Here is a 21,504-nt window from a genome sequence, read left to right as displayed (position 1 = left end):
CGCGCCGGTCCCAACGTTCACTGTCGTTGCTCATGGCCTCTATGCGTGAGTGTGTTACTGATTGTATATATATCTATTGTTCACCGCGGGTGGTCGCACGACGAAAAGCGCCGTCCGCGGCCGCCGAACGGAGCAGGAACGCACCGAAACGCGGGAGAGACCGTCCGTCTCCGTCGGCCGTTCTTCGAGAACGGTACCCGCTGTCCCTTCGCTCAGGTTTGGCGTCGCGTACAGACGACTAACAGCGTGCTGGAAACCGCGAATATGAACAGGAACGTCACTATCTGGACGACCGAAATGACGTACGTCGCGGTGCCGGACTCGACGTACTGGAGTGCGACCGCCAGCACGACCAGCGCCAGCACCGAGACCATCGCGAGAAGGCGAAACTGGTTCCGGAAATCGCACAGGACGTCGACGAATCGAGCGTCGGTCATAGCGACCTTTCGCAACCGGTGCTTATCAAACGTACGACGGGTCGCGTCTCTCGGTCGACGGAGCGGATTTATTACGCGCTGTCGGGTACGGATACTCGATGCACGACGACGACCTCGTTCAGGGACCCGACGCCGGTCGAGAACTCCCCACCGAGTGGCGGACGTACGACGACCCCGACACGGGCGCGCGGGTCCGTCAGCTCACCGACTGCGAGGAGGGCGACAGCTGGCACCTCTACTTCACGGAACCGAGTTGGTACGACGACGGTCGACGGCTCCTGTTCCGGTCGACGCGCGGCGGGAACGGCATCGACCTCTACTCGGTCGACCTCGAAACCGGCGGAATACGCCAGTTGACCGACCTCCCGTCCCCCCTCTCGGGCATCACGTGTCACCCCGGGGCCGGCGTCGCCGCTTTCTGGGTCGAGAACCGCCTCGTCGCGTTCGACCTCGACCGGGAGACGCTCGCACCGCTGTACCGCCTTCCGGACGGCTACGGCGGGAGTCACGCGGCGATAACTGCCGACGGCGAGCGTGTCGTCGCGGCCATCTCCGAGCGCGTCGACCTCGAACGCGACGACGAGGACCGAGAGCGGTGGATGGAGGCCCGCATGAACGCGGAGGCCAACTCGAAGGTGATCTCGGTTCCCATCTCGGGCGGCGATCCGACCGTCCACGTCGACGAGAATCGATGGCTCAACCACGTCAACGCCTCCCCGACGCGCCCCGAACTGGTCACTTACTGCGAGGAGGGTATCTGGGAGCGGGTCGACCGGGTGTGGGGTCTCGATCTGGAGTCGGGCGACACGTGGCGAATCCGGCCCACCGAGGAGGGCGAAGCGGTCGGTCACGAGTACTGGTTGGCCGACGGCGAGTACGTGGGCTACCACGGGTGGCGCGGCGACCGGGACGACCCCGACGCGTTCTTCGGGCAGGTGCGGTACGACAACGAGGACCGACGAGAGGCGCCCGCGCCCGACGTCTACACGCACTTTCACAGCAACACACGCGACCTCGTCGTCGGCGACGGGACCCACCGCGGCGTCCCGTACGACCTCCTCTGGCGCTGGGACGAGGAGGCGGGAACCTACGAGACGCCGCGCATGCTGGCTACCCACGGGTGGCAGAGCGACGCCGACGCCCACCCGCACTCGCGGCTCAGTCCGGACGGCGACAGCGTCGTCTTCGACAGCACCCGCGGAGGTGCCGGGTCGGAGATATACCTCGCGGCGATTCCGGACAACTTCTCCGACCTCCCGCGGTACGACGGGCCCGGTCTACGAGTGGACTGACGGCCCGTCGTTCGCGTTGGCGGTACTTCACTCCATCTGGAAATCCTCCCAGTCGTCCTCGAACTGCCGACGGTCGAGGTTCGCCTGCGGTCGGTCGACGACGTAATCGAGCGTCAGTTCCGCGCCGGGGTCGGTCCGCCACTCGACCACGAGATCCCACTGGTCCCCGGTCCACTCGAAGTACGACTCCCACGCGAACGCCGCGTCGGGGCCCTCGTACGCCTTCGCCCGAAGTTCCAGGGTCGCGTCCTTGTGTGGACTGACACCTTCGACGCGGGCCGCCGGCGACGCTCCGGGTGAGAGCGTCGTCGTACCGCTGGCCTCGCCGTCGCCGACGTTGCCGGCGACGACCGAACTCGACGAGGAGACGGCGATGGGCGAGACGGTGCCGCCCTTCCGCACGTCGTTGTCGACGTACTGGTTGCCGAACGCCGTCGGCCCCGTCTCCCGTATCCCGTGCGTCTGCGTTCGCTCCCCCTCGGGACGGTCGTCGAGCATCCGGACGTTCGAGACGGTGATGCCCTCGGTGGGGAGCGTGTAGTCGAATTGGCCCTCGGGGTAGCCGTGCACCCGTATCGCCTCGCCCTCACAGTTCTTGATGACGCCGCCGGAGATGCTGACGTTGAACGACGCGGACGCGAAGATACCGGAGTCCTTCGCGCCGACGATGTTCACCTCACCGATGGAGGCGTTGCGCGCCGTGAGAAGCATGATTCCCTTCATTCCGCCGCGGCTGACGACCTGCCCCACGGAGACGTTGTTGCAGAAGTTCGCTAAGCGGAACGTCGGGTAGCCCGCCGGACCGCCGGGACTTCGCCCGATGACGCTGTTTATCGTTGCGTCTGTCGTCTGGTTGAGCAACACCGCACACCCTCCGATATCCGTGGCGAGGACGCGGTCCACCTGCAACCGGTCGACGCCGTACGTCTCGACGGCGTGGTGACCGCCGTTTTCGAGGTAGACCGACTCGATGCGAACGTCCTCGCAGCGCTTCGGCGTGCCGATGTCGTAGCCGTTGTCGATTCGGACGCCGTCGTTGGTGTCCGCGTCCTCGTCGTACAGGACGGTCACGTCGCCGATTCGAACGTTCGAACAGCGCTGGAACCGCAGCGCCATCCACGGCCCCCCCTCGACGGTCAACTGCGGCACCTCGACGTGCTCGGCGTCGGTGGCAGTCACCGCGATGGCGTTCGAGTATTCCCCGGACTCGTACTCGAAGGAGAGGGGAGCGGCCACGTCCAGCACCGTGTGACTCGGGAGTTCGATGCTACGGAACTCGCCGTCGTTGTACGGGACCGACCCCGGGGAGACGATTGAGACGGTCTCTTTCCAGTCGCGGTCGTCGGTGAGGCCGTCGACTGCGGCCTGCGCGGCGGTCAACACGTCCTCGCCGCTGGCGATCCGGTCGTCCGGCCCGTCGGCGTGGAAGACGCCCTCTTCGTCCTTCCAGACGACCACGTCTGCTGCTCGCGCGGGCGTGTGGACGTGGTCGACGTCGATGGAGCCGAGGTTGTCGAGGCTGTGACCGCCGGCGTCCACGTCGCGGTTCCACGGCCGACCGGACGGCCCGTCGTCCATCTGCTTCGGTTCCGTCCCCGCCGTCGCATCGGCGCGTCCGGTCGCCGCCGCACCGGTTCCGGCCGCCCCGAACAGTGCGAGCGCCGTCCGTCGCGTGAGGCTCAGTTCGTCGTCGTCGCTTCCGCTGTCTGTCTCGGTATCGCGCTGTCTCGTCGTCACAGATCGTAATCATATTCATCGAACATATAATTTCCTCCCGAACGTCGTCCCCGGTGATTCAGCGCGGCGGGAGGTTTCCGCTCGTCCGGAAATCGGCGTCCCCCTCGACGGTGGACGTCGCGTCGGCGAGGTCGTTGCCGGCGAACAGGCGGGCGTCGGTGACGCCCGTCGCGGCGAGGAACGTCCCGGTTCCGTCCCGTGCGCGGCAGTCCCGAACGCTCACCGACGCCGCGTCGTGCAGGTCGACCGCCGCCGCCTTCGACTCGCGGTGAGCCTGTCGCCCCGCGAAGCCGTCGACGCGCAGGCCCTCGACGCCGACGCACCGGAGGCCGTTCTCGTAGTAGTCGGGCACGTCGCCCTCCCACTCGACCGAGATGTCCCGGAGGTCGACGTCTCGGGCGTTCTCGACGTGGACCCCCGCGATATCCCGTTTCTGTATCGGCGGGACGGCCGACGTGGGTTGGAGGTCGAAGTTCCCGCCGACGGCGCCGGCGTGTTCTCCGCCCCGGACGCTGATGTCGACGCCGTCGAACGTCATCCCCCGCACGTCGGCGCTCTCGTGGGCGTAGACGAGCGCTCCGTTCTCGCTCCGCGCGAGGATGTTCGAGAAGCGGACGTTCCGGACGGGGCCGACGCTCGTCGACTCGTCTCTCGGGACTGAGGTCACGTAGATGGGCTCTCCCTTCCCCCACCACGGACCGGGGAGGAGGTGCGTCTCCACGACGATGTTCGAGAACAGCACGTCCTCCAACGCGCCGCCGTCGCGGTGCTGGATTCCGAGTCCGCGGTTCGACTCGGTGACGACGCAGTTCTCGAACGTGCAGTTCCGCACGTCCCGTGCGGTCTCGGAGCCGAACTTGATGGCGCAAGCGCTGGACGTGAGCGTGCAGTTCGTCACGGTCACGCCCTCCGTCGGCCGGTCGCTTTCCGCGCGCGTCCCGACCGTGATGGCGTCGTCGCAGGCCCGTATCGTGCAGTCGGAGACGTGCACGTTCCGTGAGTTCATCACCGACACGCCGTCGCAGTTCGGTATCCTGAGGTGGTTGTCGATGTCCACGCCGACGATATCTACCTCGTCGGTATCGTGGACGCTCACCGTCCAAGCCGGCATATCTCGGAGCGTGACTCCTCGGACGAGGACGTTCTCACAGTCCTCGAACAGGAACATCGGGCCGGGGCGGAAGTCGGGCTTCGCCACCGGCCACTCGTCGGTGCCCGCCGAACGGTCGAGGTACGACTCGCCCTGCCGCGCGCGGTGCGCGCCGTTCGAGACCAGCGGGTGCGTCCCGCTCTCGTCGGAGTGGCCGCGGATGGGCGTGTCCATCAGCATGAACTCGGTCCCCCGTCCGTCGAACGTCCCCCGCCCCTCGATGGCGACGTTCTCGACGCCGTCGGCGACGAGGAACGGCCGTTCGCCGTCCGGTCCGATTCGGTCGTCGTCGTACGCCTCCTCGCCGAACGCGGCGAACACCGTCGCCCCGGCGACGAGTTCGAGCGTGACGTGGCTTCTGAGGTGTATCGTCCCGACGACGAACTCCCCGGCGGGGACCGAGACCGTCCCTCCTCCCCCGTCGGCGCAGGCGTCTATCGCGCGCTGAAACGCGTCCGTGTCCGTCTCGGCGCCGTCGTCGTACTCCCGAACCGAGACGGTCGAGTGAGCGTCCATAGCGCGTGTCTCGGAAGCGTTTCGGATAGCTATTGCGGTGCTTTTCTCCGTCCGAACGTCCGATCGATATCCACCCTTCCCGCGCGGATGACGTACGTTTATCACGCGGACTGTCCAATCGACGACGTATGACGGCAGACGACAGTCCGACCGGTCTGAGGACCGAGTACGCGTCGGACCCGCTCGGTATCGACGAGACCAACCCGTGCCTCCGGTGGCGAGTCGAGACGGACAGGCGGGAAGCGAGACAGACGGCGTTTCGCGTCCTCGTCGCGTCGACGAGAGAGCGACTCGACGCCGACGAGGGAGACGTGTGGGACACCGGGAAGCGAACGACGACTCGGCCGGCCGTCGAGTACGACGGCGCTCCCCTGACGTCCGAGGAGCGATACCACTGGAAGGTTCGCGTGTGGGACGAGACGGGGGCCGCGAGCGAGTGGAGCGACCCGGCGACCTGGGAGATGGGTCCTCTCGGTACGGACGACTGGGAGGCGTCGTGGATTCGACGGCCCGAAGACGGGGAATTCGAGCGAGGACGCTTCTCCTACTTCCGCAGGGAGATAGCGCTCGACGCCGCCGTCGAACGCGCCCGCGTCCACGTCTCCGCCAGTCACCAGTGCGCGCTCTCGGTCAACGGGAGCGTGGTCGACCGCGGGCAGTCGTTCGCGTACCCCGATTACCAGTACTACAAGACCGTCGACGTGACGGAGGCGTTGAACGCGGGCGGGAACGCTCTCGGCGTCCTGCACACGTGGAACGGCGAGGGACAGGGCCGACCCGAGGCCGAACCCGGACTGATACTCCGACTCGTCGCCGAACTCGCCGACGGAAGCCGACGGGTCGTCGTGACGGACGGGTCGTGGCGGGCGCGCGAAGGTCCGTGGGTCGACGCCCCCCTCCGCAACGGCGAGATAGCGGAACCGGTCGAGGTCGTCGACCAGCGCCGCCGACCCGACGGGTGGAGTCGACCGGAGTTCGACGACGCCTCGTGGGACGCCGTCGAAGTCCTCGGCGAGCACCCGACCGACCCCTGGGAGCGACTGGTCGCGCAGAACCGACGAATCGAGCGGCACGCCGTCGTTCCCGACTCCGTGGAGCGTCTCGACACCGACGCGTTGGTGTTCGACTTCGGGCGCGTCTACGCCGGCGTCCCCGTCGTCCGCTTCGAGTCGGGCGTCGACGGCCGGCGCGTCGAGATGCGGGCCGGTTATCGCCGCGAATCCGACGGGTCGGTCTCGGAGGACGACGGAACGCAGTGGACGGATATGCGCTATGCGTGCGTTCAGCGCGACGGCGAACAGACGTTCCGCCCGTTCCACTACCTCGGATTCCGATACCTCCAAGTGGACGACCCGGGCGAGGACCTCTCGCTCGACCAGGTGAAAGTGGTCGCCCGCCACAACGAGGTTCCCGACCCGCAGGCGGCGACGTTCGAGTCCTCGGACGAGACGGTGGACGAGGTGTTCGAACTGGCGCGGCACTCGGCGCTGTACGGCTCACAGGAGCAGTTCGTCGACACGCCCACGCGGGAGAAGGGGCAGTTCCTGATGGACGCGCTCAACATCTCCCGGGTGACGACGCGCGCCTTCGGCGAACGTCGGTTGAGCAGGCAGGCCATCGAGGAGTTCGTCCAATCGCACTACCGCTACTGGGCGGAGAGCGGGCGGCTGAACGCGGTGTACCCGAACGGCGACGGGAAACGAGACATCCCCGATTTCACCGAGTCGTTTCCGGAGTGGGTGTGGCGGTACTACCTCGTCTCGGACGACCGAACCGTACTGGAGACCGCGTACCCCGTCGTCCGCGCCGTCGCCGACTACGTCGTCCGTCACGTCGACGCCGAGACGGGCCTCGTGACGAACCTGAGCGGCGGCGAGGGGGGACCGTACGAGGAGGGTATCGTGGACTGGCCCGCAGAGATGCGCTACGGCTACGACCGCGAGTGGCCCGCCCGAACGACGGTCAACCTGCTCGGCGTGAACACCCTCCGGCGGGCCGAGCGCATCGGCGCGGAACTCGGCCGCCCGGACCCGGAACTGGCGTACTTCCGCCGCCGGCGCGAGGAGTTGGAATCGGCCGTCGTCGACCGCCTCTACGACGGAGACCTGTTCGTCGACGGCTGCGACGCCGAGGGCACGAGCGAGCACGCCTCCCAGCACGCGAACGCTCTCGCTCTCGCGTTCGGAGTCGTGCCCGAGAAAGCAGTCGGCCGCGTGGCGGACTACGTCGCCGACGTCGGGATGCGTATGGGACCGATGATGGTACCGTGGCTCCTGCAGGCGTTCGAGGCGAGCGACCGGCCCGCGGCGATGGTCGACCTCCTCACGAACGCCGAGGACGACGGGTGGGCGAACATCCTCGCGCGGGGTGGAACGTTCACGTGGGAGACGTGGCACTGTCGCGACGGGGACCTGCCGGACCGCGAACGGCGGAACCGGAGCGAATCGCACGCGATGGGCGCGACCGTCCTCGCGTACGTCCAGCGCGTTCTGCTCGGCGTCGAGTTCGACGACGCGGCCGTCGGGCAGTTTCGGATCCGACCGCCGACCGACGGCCTTCGATCGGCGACCGGTCGCGTGCCGACGGAGTACGGTCCGCTGGAGGTGGCGTGGGAACGCACCGACGGAGCGTTCTCGATCTCGTTGACGGTTCCGTGGAACGCTGAGGCGACCGTCTCGCTGCCCGTTCCCGCTGAAACGACCGCCTCCGTCGACGGCGAACTCCTCGTGACCGCCGACGGGTGCACCGACGCGGACGTCGCCGGCGTCGCCGGCGTCGATTTCGACCGCACTGACGGCGAACTCGCGGTCGACGTGACGGCGGGGACGTTCCGGTTCTCCGTCGAGTGAGGGGCAACGTCCGCCGGCACGCTTCCGGTATCGTCGGACGGCAATCGAACTCGAATATCGCGTCCGGAAACCGTCTATCTCGTTCCGCTCACCTCCGTTTTCGACTGAACGACTTCGCCGATGTGTCCGATGATGCCGGATGCGCTCCCCGACCTTCGACGTTCGATCCGACGTAACAATTACGAAACTAACTTTGTAACGGTCGAGTCGCGAAGCGCTGAACCCCCGTCCGTCCGGATTCGACAAAGTGGGCGACTGACGCCGCAAAAATGCTGGAATAGCTCTCGCGACGAAGCATACGCCGAAAGTCGATCAGCCGACGAAACGACTACTCGAACGGGCGATTCCGACTATATCGGACGGGGCGTCCGACGAAGCCGGATGCGTAGTGCCGAAGCGCGGTACCTCGGTGCGTGGCTTCGACAGCGGAGGTGACGCCGTGCGCCAATCGACGCGCGACGGACGTATCAAGCGGTGGCTATCGTCACGAACCCGTCGAAGTTGAGGATAACTCTCTGCGCGAAGTCGCCGAACAGCGCCTTCCCCGTGGGCGAGCGCTGTCGGCCGAGGATGAACGCGTGGTCGCAACCCTCCTCGTCTCCCACGTCGACGACCGCCTGAGCCCGTTTGTCGTCGCTGACGACCCTGACTCGGATGTCGTACTCCACGTCGTACTCCGAGAGCACGTCGTCCACCGCGTCGCGAACGCTCTTCTCCGCCGTGGCGAACACGTCGTAGCTCACGTCCTCCACCGACTTGATGGATTCGAGCGTCTCGACGTCGGCCTCGTACTCCTCGTCGGTGAGCGTCACCAGAAAGAGGAGGTCGGCGTCCGCCCCGGACGCGTGCTCGCCGGCCTCGTGCAGGAGTTCGCGGTACTCTTCGGACTCCTCGACGACGACTAATCCTCGCTTCATATACGAGTAGCACACCCCTCGAGCCGACATAAATCCACCGACGGAACGCGAGGGGGACGGCGTGCGCGCGGCTATCACGGCCGCTTGAGGCGGCTTTCGGTCGTCGCCGGTTCGTATCTGCGCGTTACTTCTGTCCGACCCACCCGTGGAGCCACGCCACGCGCCCGGGTTTCGTGCGCGACATCAGCGATTTGTCCTCGGGCATCTGGAAGGTGAAGTCGCGCGAGTCCCCCCAGTAACCGCTGTTCTCCTGCACGTAGACGAGTGCCGGCAGGTCGTAGTTGAACCACTGCACCAGCGTTCGGGTCATCTCTTGCATCTCGTCTCCCGTCTGAGCGACGGGGAGGTCGTCCATCAGCTTCGCCGGCTGAATCGACTGCCCGTTCCCGGACACCGTCTCGGCGCCGACCCGGTTCGGAATCGTCGTCTCGAACGGGATACCGGTCGGTCCGGTGTCGCCGCCGTTCGAGGGGTCGCCGACCTCGACGCCGTAGAAGTTGTTCGAGTAGTACGCGGTGGGATGCCACAGCGCCCTCGCGACGTGCCATATCCACGCGATGTCGAACTCGTACTCCTGGAGTTTGGCGTAGTAGTCCAGTCCGATGGACTGCACCTCGGTGCCGATGCCGAAGGCGCTCAGTTGGTCGGAGAACACCTTCGTCGCCTGCGTCTGCGCGCTCTTGGAGTCGGCGATGATCGTGAAGCTGAACGACGAACCGCCCTCGTCGACCCACTCGCCGCCGGACTTCGAGTATCCCGCCGCCCGCATGTACTCCGCCGCCGCCTCCGCGTCGCCCTCGACGGGATACTGGATGAGTTTGTCCGTGAATCCCTCCCCGAGATACCGCTCGTGGATCGACGAGCGCAACCCGGTCTGCACCTGCGTCGGCGACCCGACGATTCCCGCTTGGTTGGCGGCGGCGACGATGGACGGCAGGTCGACCGCGCAGGCCACCGCGCGTCGGACGTTCCGTTTCGACAGGTGTTCGTTCTTATAGTTGAACGTGAATTTTTGCGTCCGGAACCACTCCAGTTCGTACTGGTTCTGGAGGTTGTCGGGGTATCGCTGCCGTTTCTCCTCCGTGATGTAGTCGCCGAACGCCAGGTCCACCTCGTTTTGCACGATGAACGACTCGGGGTCGGCGGTGTCCCACGGAATGACCCGCGTCTGTTCGACGTCGGTTCGGTCGGCGTACGGGTGGTCCTCGAACTTCTCGAGGATGCCCTCCGAGGAATTGAACCGGACGAGCCGATACAGGGAGTTCCCGAGACCCTCCTCGACGAGTTGCTTCGCCGAGATTGTCATCCCGAGGAGGTCCTCAGTGACCGCATCTCGCTCTTCCGCTGTCGAGGCCTCTCGGTACCGTTCGAGGTAGTCGTTGTATATCCACCGCGGCGTGTTGACGACGAACCCGGCGATGCTGGCGCGCATCAGTTCGGGCGTCGTCGACTTCTTGAACCTCCGTTCGAGCGTATAGTCGTCGACCAACTCGTGGCTCTCGTACGCCGAGGCTTCGGGGTCCTGAAGCCGAGTGATCTCCAGTTGCACGAGCAGGTCCTCCGCGGTCACGTCGTCCCCACTCCACCACGTGCGGTCCTCGGGGAACGTGATGGTCAGCGTCTTACCGTCCGTCGTCAACTCCTCGGCGAGGTCCGGTCTGACGGCGCCGTCGGAGTGTCCGGACGCGACGATATCGTGCGTCATGACGCCCCACGAGTTGGCGTAGTTGGCCGCGTTGAAGCTGTTGAACTGAATCTGCGTCAACTGGCGGGCGTCCATGATCGTCAGCGTCTTCTCTCCCTCGGAACCCCCGGCGGTACCGCCGCCTGCCGTCGCGTCGCCGTTCGTTCCCTCGCCGGAACATCCGGCGAGTCCGGTGGCGAGCGCTCCACCCGCCGCTCCGATCATTCGACGACGTGTAAGACGATTGCTATCACTGGTCATACGAGTGGACGTTGCGCAACATCAGATATAATTCTTATGTATGTGCTCCGGACTCTTCGCGCGCCGAATCATGCTTCGTCGGCCGGCCGTTCTGATGAAGTCTCCCTGGCGGTTGGCGGACTCGCGCGCTGACTCCCCTTTGTACTCGAAGTCCGCTCTCCCCGAAAGGTCGGATCAGGGAACGAGATCGAGTACGCTCTCGACCGTCTCCGCGGCGTCGGTCGACGGCGAATACTCGAGGCCGACGTAGCCGTCGTATCCCGCCTCGTCCAGTGCCTCGAAGATCCGTGCGTAGTTGAGTTCACCCGTTCCGGGTTCGTGTCGTCCCGGTACGTCGGCGACGTGAACGTAGCCGACGAACTCGGCGTGGTCGGTGAGGTTTTCGATGACGTTGCCTTCGGTTATCTGCTGGTGATAGACGTCGAAGAGAACCGAAACGGCGGGGCTGTCCACCGCGTCGACTATCTCGTAGGCCTCATAGGAGGAGTCGAGGTAGTACCCGGGGTGGTCGACCGGGTTGTTGAGCGGTTCGACGACGAGGTCGATGCCCGCCGCCTCCGCGGCGGGTGCGGCGTCCCGGAGAACGTTGACGATGGCCCGGTGTTCGGCGCCGGGCGGCAGGTCGTCCCGCTCGGGGCCGACCGTGACCACGAGGGCGTCGACTCCGACCGCCTCACCGAGTTCGACCGAGCGTTCGAGGTCGGCGACCCCTTCGTCGTGTCGTGAGGGGTCGGTGAGGCCGGGTCCCTTTCCCTGCGTGTTGGCCGCGACACCGACGCACGTCGAAGCCGACACGACGACGCCGTGCTCGGCGCAGCGGTCGCGGAGGGCTTCGGGGTCAACGTCCTCGATGCCCCAGAACTCGACCGCTTCGAGTCCGAGGTCGGCGACTTCCGCGACGGCGTCGACCGGGTCGTCGACTCCGAGGACGATGTTCGCGTTCGCGCTGACGGTGAAACTCATTCGGTCACCCGCTGCGGTTCGCCCGTCTCCAGGGCGCGCTCGACCGCCAGCGTCGTCTCGAACGTCTTGCGCGCGTCGTCGTACGGCGACCGCAGGAGCGACTCGTCCCGCGTCTCGACCGCCTCGATGAACGCCTCTATCTCGGTCCCGTACGTGTCGCCGTCGCCCTCGAACTCTATCTCCTCGCCGTCGACGGTGCCGACGAGGCTGTCGGCGCCGATGTCGAGTTCGAGCGAGAAGCCCTCGCCCGTCAGACTGAGACCGTGCGAGAACCGCGCGGAGGTCGAGGTGGCCGAGACGTGACTGACCGCGCCCGTTTCGTGCCGCATCGACGCCGAGGTGGAGTCCTCGAAGTCGAGTTCCTCGTCGTACACCTCCTTGCCACCGACGGCCGACACGGACTCGACGTCCCCGGCGAAGTACCGGACCACGTCGTAGGTGTGGGTCGCCTGCTCGACGATCTGTCCTCCCGAGAGGGCTTTCTTCCGCCACCAGTGGTCCGCCTCGCCCGGGATGCCGCACCACCAGTGCCCGTCGACGAGCGCGACGGTCCGGTCGCCGATCAGTTCCTTCGCTCGCTGGACCGAGTCGGCGTACCGTACCATGTGCCCCACCTGTGCGAAGCGGTCGGACGCGGCGATGGCCTCGGCGTTCTCGCGAACGGTGTCGCCGTCGAGTGCGAGCGGCTTCTCCACGAACAGGTCGGTCCCGTGCTCGACTGCGAGCCGCTCTTGGTCCTCGTGTGCGAACGGTGGAATCCCGACGACGACGGCGTCGAACGTCGCCTCATCGTACATCTCGCGGTGGTCGGTGAACGCCGCCGCGCCGTGCGTCTCGGCGGCGGCCGTCGCCCGTTCGTCGTCGATGTCGCAGACTGCAACGACGTCCGCTCGCTCGTTCGATTCGAGATTGTCGAGATGGATGGAGGCGATGCCCCCCGCGCCGATAAACGCCAGTTCAACGGTCATGAACTACCGTTATCCGTTCACGTGTTATCAATGTACTGTATCGTACGCCTCGACGCGTGTCGATTCGAGACCTCTGACGTCCGCCCCGGACCCCGTCGACCGGGCCCAATCCGCCATCACGGGAGGGGCTTTCGCAGGACCGCGAGACCGTTCCGTCGGTTCCTCTCATCTCTATTCGAGGCTCTGCCGGGTCGGAGTTACGCGTTCCCCGAGGCGCCCCACCGTCGTCCGAAGGAAAACCTCATTACGTCGCGCGAGAGCGGCTATAAGAGATGTTTCGAACTGGTATCATCGGGATGGGCGGTATCGGACGCCACCTCGCGGAGGAGGTTCGCTCACATCCCCGGGGCGCCATCGGCGCCGTCGTCGACGTGAACGAAGAGAACCTGGCGGCGGCGGGCGAGGCGTTCGACCTCGACGAGTCGGCGCTCTACACCGACGAGGCGGAGATGTACGCCGAGAAATCCCTCGACGCCGTCGTCGTCGCCACGCCACCGGGGTTCCACTTCGACCAGATCCGCGCGGCGTTCGACCGCGACTTGCACGTCCTCTGTGAGAAACCGGTCGTCCTCGACTCGGCGGAGGCGCGAGAGGTGGTCCGCTGGGTCCGCGAGGAGGGGCACGTACTGATGGCCGGCTATCAGCGCCACCTCGATCCGGGGTTCGTCGCCGCACGCGACCGCTGGGCGGAGGGGGACCTCGACCCGACGTTCGCGACCGGGTCGCTCACGCAGGACTGGCGGCACCACTACGAGGCGGGGACGAACTGGCGGATGGACCCGGATATCGGCGGCGGCGGCCACCTGTTCAGCGTCGGCACGCACGTCGTCGAGTCGGTCCTCTGGATGACCGGCCTGACGCCCGTCTCCGTCACCGCCGAGATGTCGTTCCACGACGACGGGCGTCGCGTCGACGAGCAGTCCGCGATGACCGTCCGGTTCGACAACGGCGCCATCGCCAGTTTCGGCGACTCGGGTGTCGTCCCCCGAACGATGGAGCACATCCACGTCTGGGACGAGGAGGGAGCGGTGTACCTCGAGGGCGAGGACTGGGGAACCCGCGAACTCTCCGTCATCAACGCGGACGGTGACCGGCGGACGCCCGACCTGAGCGACGCCGAGGCGCGGACGAAGTTCGAGGCGTTCGTCGACGCGGTCGAGTCCGGAACGGAACCCCCGGCGACGGCCGAGGACGCCCTCCGCGTGACGGCACTGCTCGAAGCGGCCTATGAATCCGCACGTACCGGGTCGCGGGTCGACGTGGACCTCTGAGCGGGCGACGCGGTAACGGCCTCACCTCACTCGACGCCGAAGTGACGCGCCAACCCGTCCGCTATCTGGCCCATCCCCCGGTCCGAGGGGTGCACGAGGTCCGTGGTCAGTCCCTCCGCACCCAAGAGGTCGGTCCCCTCCACCGGCGTGACGTTACCCGGCGCGTCGGCCGCAATCTCGCGAAGCGCCCGCCGGTAGGCCCCCGGCGTCGACGCCATCTCGTCCTCGCCGTGTTCGGCGACGAGGTCGGCGGAGAAGGGAAACAGCGTGATGGCTGCGACGGCGGCATCCGGGGCGCCCTCGGCGACCGTCTCGACGAAGTAGCGCGCGCGTTCGCGGAACGTCTCGGTCGAGAACCCGGCTGCGAGCATGTTCACCGACAGCGCGAGCGTCGCCACGTCGTAGTCGAGGCCCGCGGCGTAGTCGGCGAGTTCCGGTTCGCAGAACGCCGACCCCGGACAGCCGAGGTTGACCACGTCGGCGTCGAGCGACTCCGCGAGGCGCCACGGGTACGAGAGATTGACGCCGGTGGCGTTGCTCCCGAACGTTATCGAGGTTCCGTACGCCAGGTAGCGCCGCTCCGGGAGTTCGGAGGGCTCCGGCGGCCGCCGCCCGCCGTCGATACCGTGGAGGACGACCGACCCGCCCCACAGCGCCAATCGACAGACCGCGGGCGAGAACGCGAACGCCTCGGGGTCCAACTGGGCCGGTCGCTCCGGCGTCTCGAACGTGAACGTCTCGGGTTCCGTGCCGAGTCGTCGGTGCTCGGAGTCCATGAACGGCCCCCAGAACGGGACGACGTCGCAGGCGCCGTCGGGCGAGGAGAGCGTCACGTCGACCGACCCCTCGGTCGGGACGAACCGAATCTCCGCGCCCGCCGGCCGGTACATCACGTCCCGCGCCTTCTCGTTCAGCGACCGCCGGACGGACTCCGGAACCCGCTGTATCCTCTGCCCGTCGACCCCGTCGACGGCGCGTACCTCGCCGACGTTGTGGAGGCTGACATCGTCGTACTCCATGCCACTACTGGCGCAAAGCGAGGTGAAACCTCTTCCGGTGACGCCACGTCCCCGCCCTCCCGCCGAGGCTCACTCGGACCCCGGGACTGCGGTCTCGCGGGGCCCGAGATACGTCTCGCGCTCGCCGTCAGCGTACACGGCGATTCTGTCGACGACGAGACCGGGGTCCAGCGCCCACATCCGGAGCGTGTGGCCGCCCGCCGATTCGACCGCGTGCGTCGTCGTCCCGAGTGCGGCGCCGCGCAGGACGTTCTCCTGCCACTCCGGGTCGTGTTCGCCGCCGTCGGGGTCGACGGAGACGGTCCGACGGGGGCCGTCGCCGAGGGCGACGGCGTACCGGAGGTCCCGGTCCCCGCTCAGGGCTTGGGTGGGAAGACAGTGCACCTCGACGGTCGTAACCCCCGTCGTCGTCAGTTCGAGGTCGTACTCCAGGCGGGGGGCGTCGTCCGCCTCCGGGTCGTGGATCTCGAAGCGCGCCGGCGCGACGCGCACCGTCCTCCCGGCGAGGCGGCCGGGGGCGTCGCCGGGCACCCAGCGTCCGGGGACGCCGTCCGCCTTTCGACTGTAGCGCTCCGCCTCGATACCGACCGCGCCGTCGACTTCGAGGAAGTCCGCGTCTCCCTCCCGCGGCGACCCGGCCGTCGCGGCGACCGCTTCGACGCGGACGGAGTACTCGGCGCCTGCCCCGGAAACCGTCACGGTACCGCTCGCTTGCGGTCCGGTCGCGCGGTCCCAGTCGACCCCGACCCGCAGGCGGCGTTCGTCCTCGACGGTGCCCGCGCGTTCGCTCACCTCGATCCACGCCGCGTTCGCCGTCGCCGTCCACTCGAAAGGGGTCGCGCCGCGGTTGAACACGTCAACGAAGCGCTCCCGGTCGACCCCGGCGCGGAACGCCGGCAGCGACGGGGCCACTTCTCCCCCGTCGCCCGCGTCGAGCGGTTCACGCCGTCCCTCGATTGCGACGCCGAGTTCGGCCGACTTTCCCGGTTCGAGGCGGGCGACGTCCGGCGGGTCGAAGACGGGGAGGTCGCGCGGCGAACCGGACTGGATCCGGTTCCACTTCCCGTCGCGGAGCGCCTCGTTGTAGTACCTCGTCTCCGCTCGAATCCGCTCGTGGGCGTCCAGCGCGGCGTCGGCGTATCGGTTCGCGCTCGCCCGTCCTTGCTCGGCGTGGAGTCGGCTTCGCGCCGCGTGGAGGAACGTCTCGGACATCGCCGCGGCGCACCGCAACTGATACAGCACCAACTGATAGAAACTCGCCCGACGCGACGACGAGAGGGACTCGAACACCGCCTCGGCCCGTTCGACCAGTTCGTCGAAGGCGTCGAGTCGCCGGCGGGCCTCGTCGCCTTCACCGGTGAAACTGAACTCCGGGTCGCCGGTCGGCGTGTCCGGGTACACCGTCGACCACCCCATGTGCTCGGGTTTCCGAGCGAGGCACAGCCGGTCGTACTCACCCAGGAGGTCGGCCACCTCGTCGGCGTGCGCGTCGCCGAACTCCCGCGCCGCCCAGTCGACCAGCCACTCCGAGGGCGACTCGCGCCCGCCGAGGTCCACGTCCCACGCGAGGTCGAGGAAGAACTCGGTCTCCGTCTCGGCCGGCTTGAGGTCGCCGACGTTGACGACCCAGCACTCCCGGGCGCCGGCCTCGTACGCCCGTCTCATCTCCGTCGAGACGACGCCGAGAGGCACGCTCGACAGCCAGAGGTAGTCGTGGGGGCGGCCCCAGTAGGAGAGGTGGTAGTAGACGCCCGACCCGCCCGACCGCGCCCTGTCCGCCTCGGTCGGAAGTTCGCGGAGATAGCCGTGGCTGTCGTCCGGCCACAGCAGACACACGTCGTCGGGGACGGAGAGACCGCTCCGATAGAGGTCCAACACCTCCTTGTACGGACAGAACACCTGCGGGACCGTCTCGACCGGTCGGTCGTGGGCGGCGTTCAGCAGGTGCCGCTGGTCGTCGAGGACGCGCTGAAGTAGTTCGCGGGTCTCGGCCGCCGTCTCGCCGCCTGGCATCCCGGAGTCGTGAATCCCGCGCATTCCCAGCGTGAAGACGTTCTCGAACGCGGCGACCGACTCGACCCGCTCTCTCCAGTACGCCCGAATCCGATCTCGGTTGGTCGCGTAGTTCCACTCCCCGAAGGATTCCTCCCATTCCTCGACGTTGTTGCGGTGCATCGGCTCGCAGTGGGAGGTTCCCACCGCGATGGCGTACTTATCCGCGAGTTCGGCGTGTTCGGGGTAGCGATAGAACGCCTTCGTGCCCGGATGCATGGCGGGCCAGACGGTGTTCGCCTTCAGTCTGAGGAGCAACTCGAACAGTCGGGCGTACGTCTTCGGCCCGATTCCGGGACGGTCGGCGGCGTCTTCGGGCGCGAACGTCTCGGAAGCCCACGGTCGCAGACCGAAGTCCTCGTCGTTGAGGAAGAAGCCGCGGTACGCGACCGACGGCGGGCCGTAACGGTACGTACCGGGTTCGACGACGAGCGTTTCGCGACGCTCGGTCGGCACGTCGGCCCACCAGTACCACGGCGAGACGCCGATTCGCCTCGACAGTTCGTAGACGCCGAAAGCGGTCCCGCGACGGTCGCTGCCGGCGACGAGGACGGCCGAGTCGACCGTCGGGAGGGGGTTCTCCACCGTCCGCACGAAGAAGCTCTCGCGGTCCTTCGAGAGACGTTCGGCGTCCGCGCCGAGTCTGCAGCGTTCCACGCAGGTGTCGACTCCCTTGGAGGACCCGAGAGTTCCGACGATGACGGCGGTACCGGAGAGTTCGTCGAGCGAACCAGTGAGGCCCGGGCGCTCGCCGGTCACTCGCTCCACGTCCTCGGCGAAGTCCCCGGACGCGACGCGGACGACTTCGGCGTCGTCCCCGTCGACGTAGATATCCGCTGTCGCACCGTCGTGGACGAGGGGAATCCCGCCCGGGACGGTGTCGTGGGTTATCATGACCGTCGACTCGGAGGCCCGGGGACAAAACTCCTCGCCTCGACCCGTCTCCTCCCTCACTCCCGTCTCGTTCACGTCCCCGTTCACTCGCTCCCGTCGAGCGCATCCGCCGGCGACGCCGGGTACGGCTCACGTACCAGCCGTCCCATATCTATCTCCTGAGCGGGCGCGTGCCGTAGCGTTCCGTTCTCGACGAACGCGGTCTGTCCCTCCGCGGTCAGTTTCTCCACGAGCGCCGACCGGAGTTCCGCGGTCTTCTCGGGGTGATCGCCCGCGCACTCGTCCACCTCGTTGGGGTCCGCTGAGAGGTCGAACAGTTGCTCGCGGCCGCCGTTCCGCATGAAGACGTACTTCCGGTCGCCCTCCCGAACCATCGCCGTGAAGTTCGGCGGCAATCGTGGGGTCCGATGGTAGCCGAACAGGCGCTCTCGGGGGTCGTCGTCCCCCCGGAGCATTCCGAGCACGTTGACGCCGTCGCGCAGTTCCGGGCTCCCGGCGGCCGTCGTGGCGATGCCGAAGAGGTCGGTCAACGAGACGAGTTCTTCGCATCGCTCCCCGCCCGGCAGTTCTGCCGGCCAACTCACGAGGAAAGGGACGCGACAGGAGGACTCGAAGAAGGATGTCTTCTCCCACCCGCGGTGGTCGCCGAGCATCTCGCCGTGATCGGAGAAAAAACAGATCACGGTGTCATCGGCGTCTTCCCGCGCCTCCACCGCGTCGAGGAGACGCCCGATGTGCCGGTCGACTTCCGAAACCATCCCGTAGTAGTGCGCTTTGACGACGCGAGCGGTCGTGTGGTCGATACCGTTCTCACGGGTGGTCCAGAAGTGGTGGTTCTGAGCGGGTATCTTTTCGTCCATGTGGTCGACGGCCAGGTCGCCCTCGACGGGATTCGAGAGGCGGTCCGGGTCGTACATCCGATCGAACGGCGGCGACGGGGCGAACGGCGGGTGCGGCGGTTCGTACGACACGAGCCCGAAGAACGGTTTCTCGCCCTCTTCCTCGATGAGTTCGACCGCGCGGTCGGTCGTCCACGCTTCGTAGTTCGACTCCCGCGGCAACGCGTTCCGCTGCGGGAGGTGAATCATCGCCCCCTCTCGGGCGGTCGTTTTCACCTCGTGACCGGTGCCGGCGCGGTACGCCTCAGCGCTGAGACGGGTGTCGTACCCGAGGTCGATGTCGCGCGGGTGCGCGTGGTACTTCCCGACCAGGAACGTCCGGTACCCTCGTTCGCCCATGCGTCGCGCGAGGAAGGGACCGCAGCGGTCTTCGAGATGCGCGGCGTCGCGCTTGTCGTTACCGAAGCAGCCCGTCGTGAGCGCGTCGCATCCCGTTCGTATCGTGTGCCTCGCGGGGATGCAGATGGGCGTCGTCGAGTACGCGTTCGTGAACGAGACGCCGCGGGCGACGAGACGGTCGATGTTCGGCGTGTGGATTCGACCGTTGCCCAGCGCGTGAATCGTATCGAACCGCTGTTGGTCCGTCATCACGAACAGGACGTTAGGGCTGGCGAGAGGCATCGTCGCCGCTTCGACGACGGACGACATAAATCCCCATCAGGCGAGGGGCTGGGTCCCGGGTCGAAGGCGATTCTCGTCTCTTTTCTGCGGTGACTTCCGAGCGTCGCACGGTTCGCTCGACGCGCCCGACCTTCGATAAATCGGTCACGGGTTCCGAAGATACCGGATGGGTGACGCGGCCTGCGACACCACTGGAGCGACCGAACGGGCACGAAGGGGGACTCTAACCCGCGCTGAATCGGCACACTGCCGCTTGGCACTCCTGATCGAATCTGTCCGCTCCAGACGGACGTACTGCTCCGGCGCTGGTGGTACCTTTTGTTCACCACTCAATTTTTCACTCGAGTCTCGATATCATTACAGTGATAGAGGTGTCATAGAAGGTCGATTCGATTCTCGGTGCTTACGGGTCGTTAGATAGAGGGAGACAGCTATCCGATATTGTCGGGTGACTACTGCCGAGAGATGAGTTCTTTAACGTCGGAATACGCGACTAAATTCAAGAGCTAAGTCCAATATAATCACTAAATTTCCATATGTACAATTTCCTTCGCACAGAAGATCCCAGTTCTTAGATCTATAGTCCTCTACAGGCGAATATAATTTCTAAAATTCCTTATATATACACAAATAGCGCAGAAACAACCCAATACGAAGCTAAATAACGAGGCCCGCGGCCTGACTTTCGATTCGTCACGTCTCCCGTCGGAGCAGTCGACCGGTTGGCCCGGACCCGTTTCGAACCGAAACACATTGTATCTCCTCCCGTGACCGATGCGTATGCACGTCATTCGCAACGCGACGCTCCACACGGCCACCGACCGCGGGACGGTCGAGGGCGATTTGCTCCTCGAAGGCGGGAAGATAGCCGCCGTCGGCGAGGTCGACGCCCCCGAGGGAGCGGCCGAGGTGGACGTCGACGGCGCGCCGGTCACTCCTGGACTCGTCGACGCGCACAGTCACGCCGGGATGGCCGAGTGGGGCGAACCGGAGGACGGCGACTACAACGAGGGGACCGACCCCGTCACGCCGCACGTCAACGCCCTCGACGGCTTCCACCCACGGGACGAGGAACTGAAACACGCCTTCCAGAACGGCGTCACCAGCGTCTCCGCGCGGATGGGGTCGGGGAACGTCATCGGCGGTGTCATCTGCTCGATGAAGACCTACGGGGACGTGGCCGACCGGATGCTCATCCGCGAGGACGGGATGAAGGCCGCGATGGGCGAGAACCCGAAGCGGTTCCACGGCGAACGGAAGGACCGCCAACCCGCCACCCGACCGGGCGTCGCGGCGACGCTCAGACAGGCGCTGATGGACGCCGAGGACTACGTCGAAAAGCGCGCGAAAGCCGAGGACGAGGACGACCCGTTCGACCGCGACCTCGGGATGGAGAATCTCGCGCGCGTCGTGGAGGGTGAGTTACCCCTGCGCGTCCACGCACACCGCGCCGACGATATCGTGACCGTCTTCCGCATCGCCGAGGAGTTCGGCATCGACGACCTTTCCATCGAACACGCGACGGAGGGACACCTCGTCGCCGAGGAGTTCGCCGAACGCGGCGTCCCCGCCGTCTGCGGTCCGTCGCTGTACTCCGGCGCGAAGTACGAACTCCGGAACATCACGTTCGAGACGCCCGGCATCCTCCACGAGGCTGGCGTCAAAATCGCCATCCAGACGGACGCTCCCGTCCTTCCGCAGCGACATCTCGACGTCTGCGTCGGCCTCGCAGTCCGGGAGGGACTACCCGAGAACGCCGCCCTCGACGTCGTCACGCGTAACCCCGCGGAGATTCTCGGCATCGAGGACCGCGTCGGGACCTTAGCGGAGGGGACGGACGCCGACGTCGTCGTCTGGGACGGCCCGTTCTACCAGTTCGATACGAGTGCTCAGCACGTCTTCGTCGACGGCGAACACGTCTTCGACCGCGCGGAGGACAGCGTCGACCCGCGCGAAGAGTGGCAGTGGTGAACG

Annotated in this window: 14 protein-coding genes; 4 read left to right on the top strand and 10 right to left on the bottom strand. The window is 66.7% G+C overall.

Features of this window, described 5'->3' with window-relative positions:
* Positions 1-212 precede the first annotated feature (212 nt).
* On the bottom strand, positions 213-437 hold the full coding sequence (locus C474_RS15835) for a hypothetical protein (protein ID WP_008388594.1): 225 nt from the start codon (positions 435-437) through the stop codon (positions 213-215).
* A 98-nt stretch (positions 438-535) separates the two neighbouring features.
* On the opposite strand from C474_RS15835, the gene C474_RS15830 reads away from it, so the two are divergent.
* Positions 536-1,729: an oligogalacturonate lyase family protein gene (locus C474_RS15830; protein WP_008388592.1), complete on the top strand. Its 1,194-nt coding sequence runs from the start codon at positions 536-538 to the stop codon at positions 1,727-1,729.
* A 27-nt stretch (positions 1,730-1,756) separates the two neighbouring features.
* Here C474_RS15830 and C474_RS15825 read toward each other — a convergent pair whose 3' ends face one another.
* Both C474_RS15825 and C474_RS15820 read right to left on the bottom strand, forming a co-directional pair.
* Entirely contained in the window at positions 1,757-3,466 is a 1,710-nt protein-coding gene (locus C474_RS15825) for a right-handed parallel beta-helix repeat-containing protein (protein WP_008388590.1), read from the bottom strand.
* Positions 3,467-3,524: 58 nt separating this feature from the next.
* Positions 3,525-5,132 (bottom strand): glycoside hydrolase family 28 protein, encoded by a 1,608-nt coding sequence (locus C474_RS15820; protein ID WP_008388588.1) that lies wholly within the window; start codon positions 5,130-5,132, stop codon positions 3,525-3,527.
* Between the two features lie 128 nt (positions 5,133-5,260).
* On the opposite strand from C474_RS15820, the gene C474_RS15815 reads away from it, so the two are divergent.
* The gene (locus C474_RS15815; protein WP_008388586.1) at positions 5,261-7,981 is read left to right on the top strand and encodes a family 78 glycoside hydrolase catalytic domain; all 2,721 of its coding nucleotides are present in this window, start codon (positions 5,261-5,263) and stop codon (positions 7,979-7,981) included.
* 467 nt (positions 7,982-8,448) lie between these two features.
* Here C474_RS15815 and C474_RS15810 read toward each other — a convergent pair whose 3' ends face one another.
* From C474_RS15810 to C474_RS15795, 4 genes are all read right to left on the bottom strand, one after another.
* Positions 8,449-8,898 (bottom strand): universal stress protein, encoded by a 450-nt coding sequence (locus tag C474_RS15810; protein ID WP_008388585.1) that lies wholly within the window; start codon positions 8,896-8,898, stop codon positions 8,449-8,451.
* 124 nt (positions 8,899-9,022) lie between these two features.
* Positions 9,023-10,843: an ABC transporter substrate-binding protein gene (locus C474_RS15805; protein ID WP_239640440.1), complete on the bottom strand. Its 1,821-nt coding sequence runs from the start codon at positions 10,841-10,843 to the stop codon at positions 9,023-9,025.
* 174 nt (positions 10,844-11,017) lie between these two features.
* Positions 11,018-11,806 carry a hydroxypyruvate isomerase family protein gene (locus tag C474_RS15800; protein ID WP_008388582.1) on the bottom strand — a complete coding sequence of 263 codons (789 nt, stop codon included), beginning with the start codon at positions 11,804-11,806 and terminating at the stop codon, positions 11,018-11,020.
* A complete protein-coding gene (locus tag C474_RS15795) occupies positions 11,803-12,774 on the bottom strand; it encodes a Gfo/Idh/MocA family protein (RefSeq protein ID WP_008388580.1) in 972 nt (323 codons plus the stop codon). The genes C474_RS15800 and C474_RS15795 overlap by 4 nt, the downstream gene beginning before the upstream one ends.
* A 272-nt stretch (positions 12,775-13,046) precedes the next feature.
* On the opposite strand from C474_RS15795, the gene C474_RS15790 reads away from it, so the two are divergent.
* On the top strand, positions 13,047-14,045 hold the full coding sequence (locus C474_RS15790) for a Gfo/Idh/MocA family protein (RefSeq protein WP_049917089.1): 999 nt from the start codon (positions 13,047-13,049) through the stop codon (positions 14,043-14,045).
* Positions 14,046-14,071: 26 nt separating this feature from the next.
* On the opposite strand, the gene C474_RS15785 is transcribed toward C474_RS15790, so the two are convergent.
* From C474_RS15785 to C474_RS15775, 3 genes are all read right to left on the bottom strand, one after another.
* Entirely contained in the window at positions 14,072-15,064 is a 993-nt protein-coding gene (locus tag C474_RS15785) for an SGNH/GDSL hydrolase family protein (RefSeq protein ID WP_008388576.1), read from the bottom strand.
* Between the two features lie 69 nt (positions 15,065-15,133).
* Positions 15,134-18,010 carry a glycosyl hydrolase 115 family protein gene (locus C474_RS15780; RefSeq protein ID WP_049917106.1) on the bottom strand — a complete coding sequence of 959 codons (2,877 nt, stop codon included), beginning with the start codon at positions 18,008-18,010 and terminating at the stop codon, positions 15,134-15,136.
* An 83-nt stretch (positions 18,011-18,093) separates the two neighbouring features.
* Positions 18,094-19,530: a sulfatase family protein gene (locus C474_RS15775; protein ID WP_152421691.1), complete on the bottom strand. Its 1,437-nt coding sequence runs from the start codon at positions 19,528-19,530 to the stop codon at positions 18,094-18,096.
* 780 nt (positions 19,531-20,310) lie between these two features.
* Here C474_RS15775 and C474_RS15770 point away from each other — a divergent pair.
* Positions 20,311-21,501: an amidohydrolase family protein gene (locus tag C474_RS15770; protein WP_008388570.1), complete on the top strand. Its 1,191-nt coding sequence runs from the start codon at positions 20,311-20,313 to the stop codon at positions 21,499-21,501.
* Positions 21,502-21,504: the final 3 nt, after the last annotated feature.

It is taken from the genome of Halogeometricum pallidum JCM 14848 (assembly GCF_000337095.1).
In the GTDB taxonomy this organism is placed as follows: Archaea; Halobacteriota; Halobacteria; order Halobacteriales; family Haloferacaceae; genus Halogeometricum; species Halogeometricum pallidum.
The sequence above is the reverse complement of the archived record's forward strand: the minus strand, read 5'-3'. Positions and strand labels throughout refer to the sequence as shown.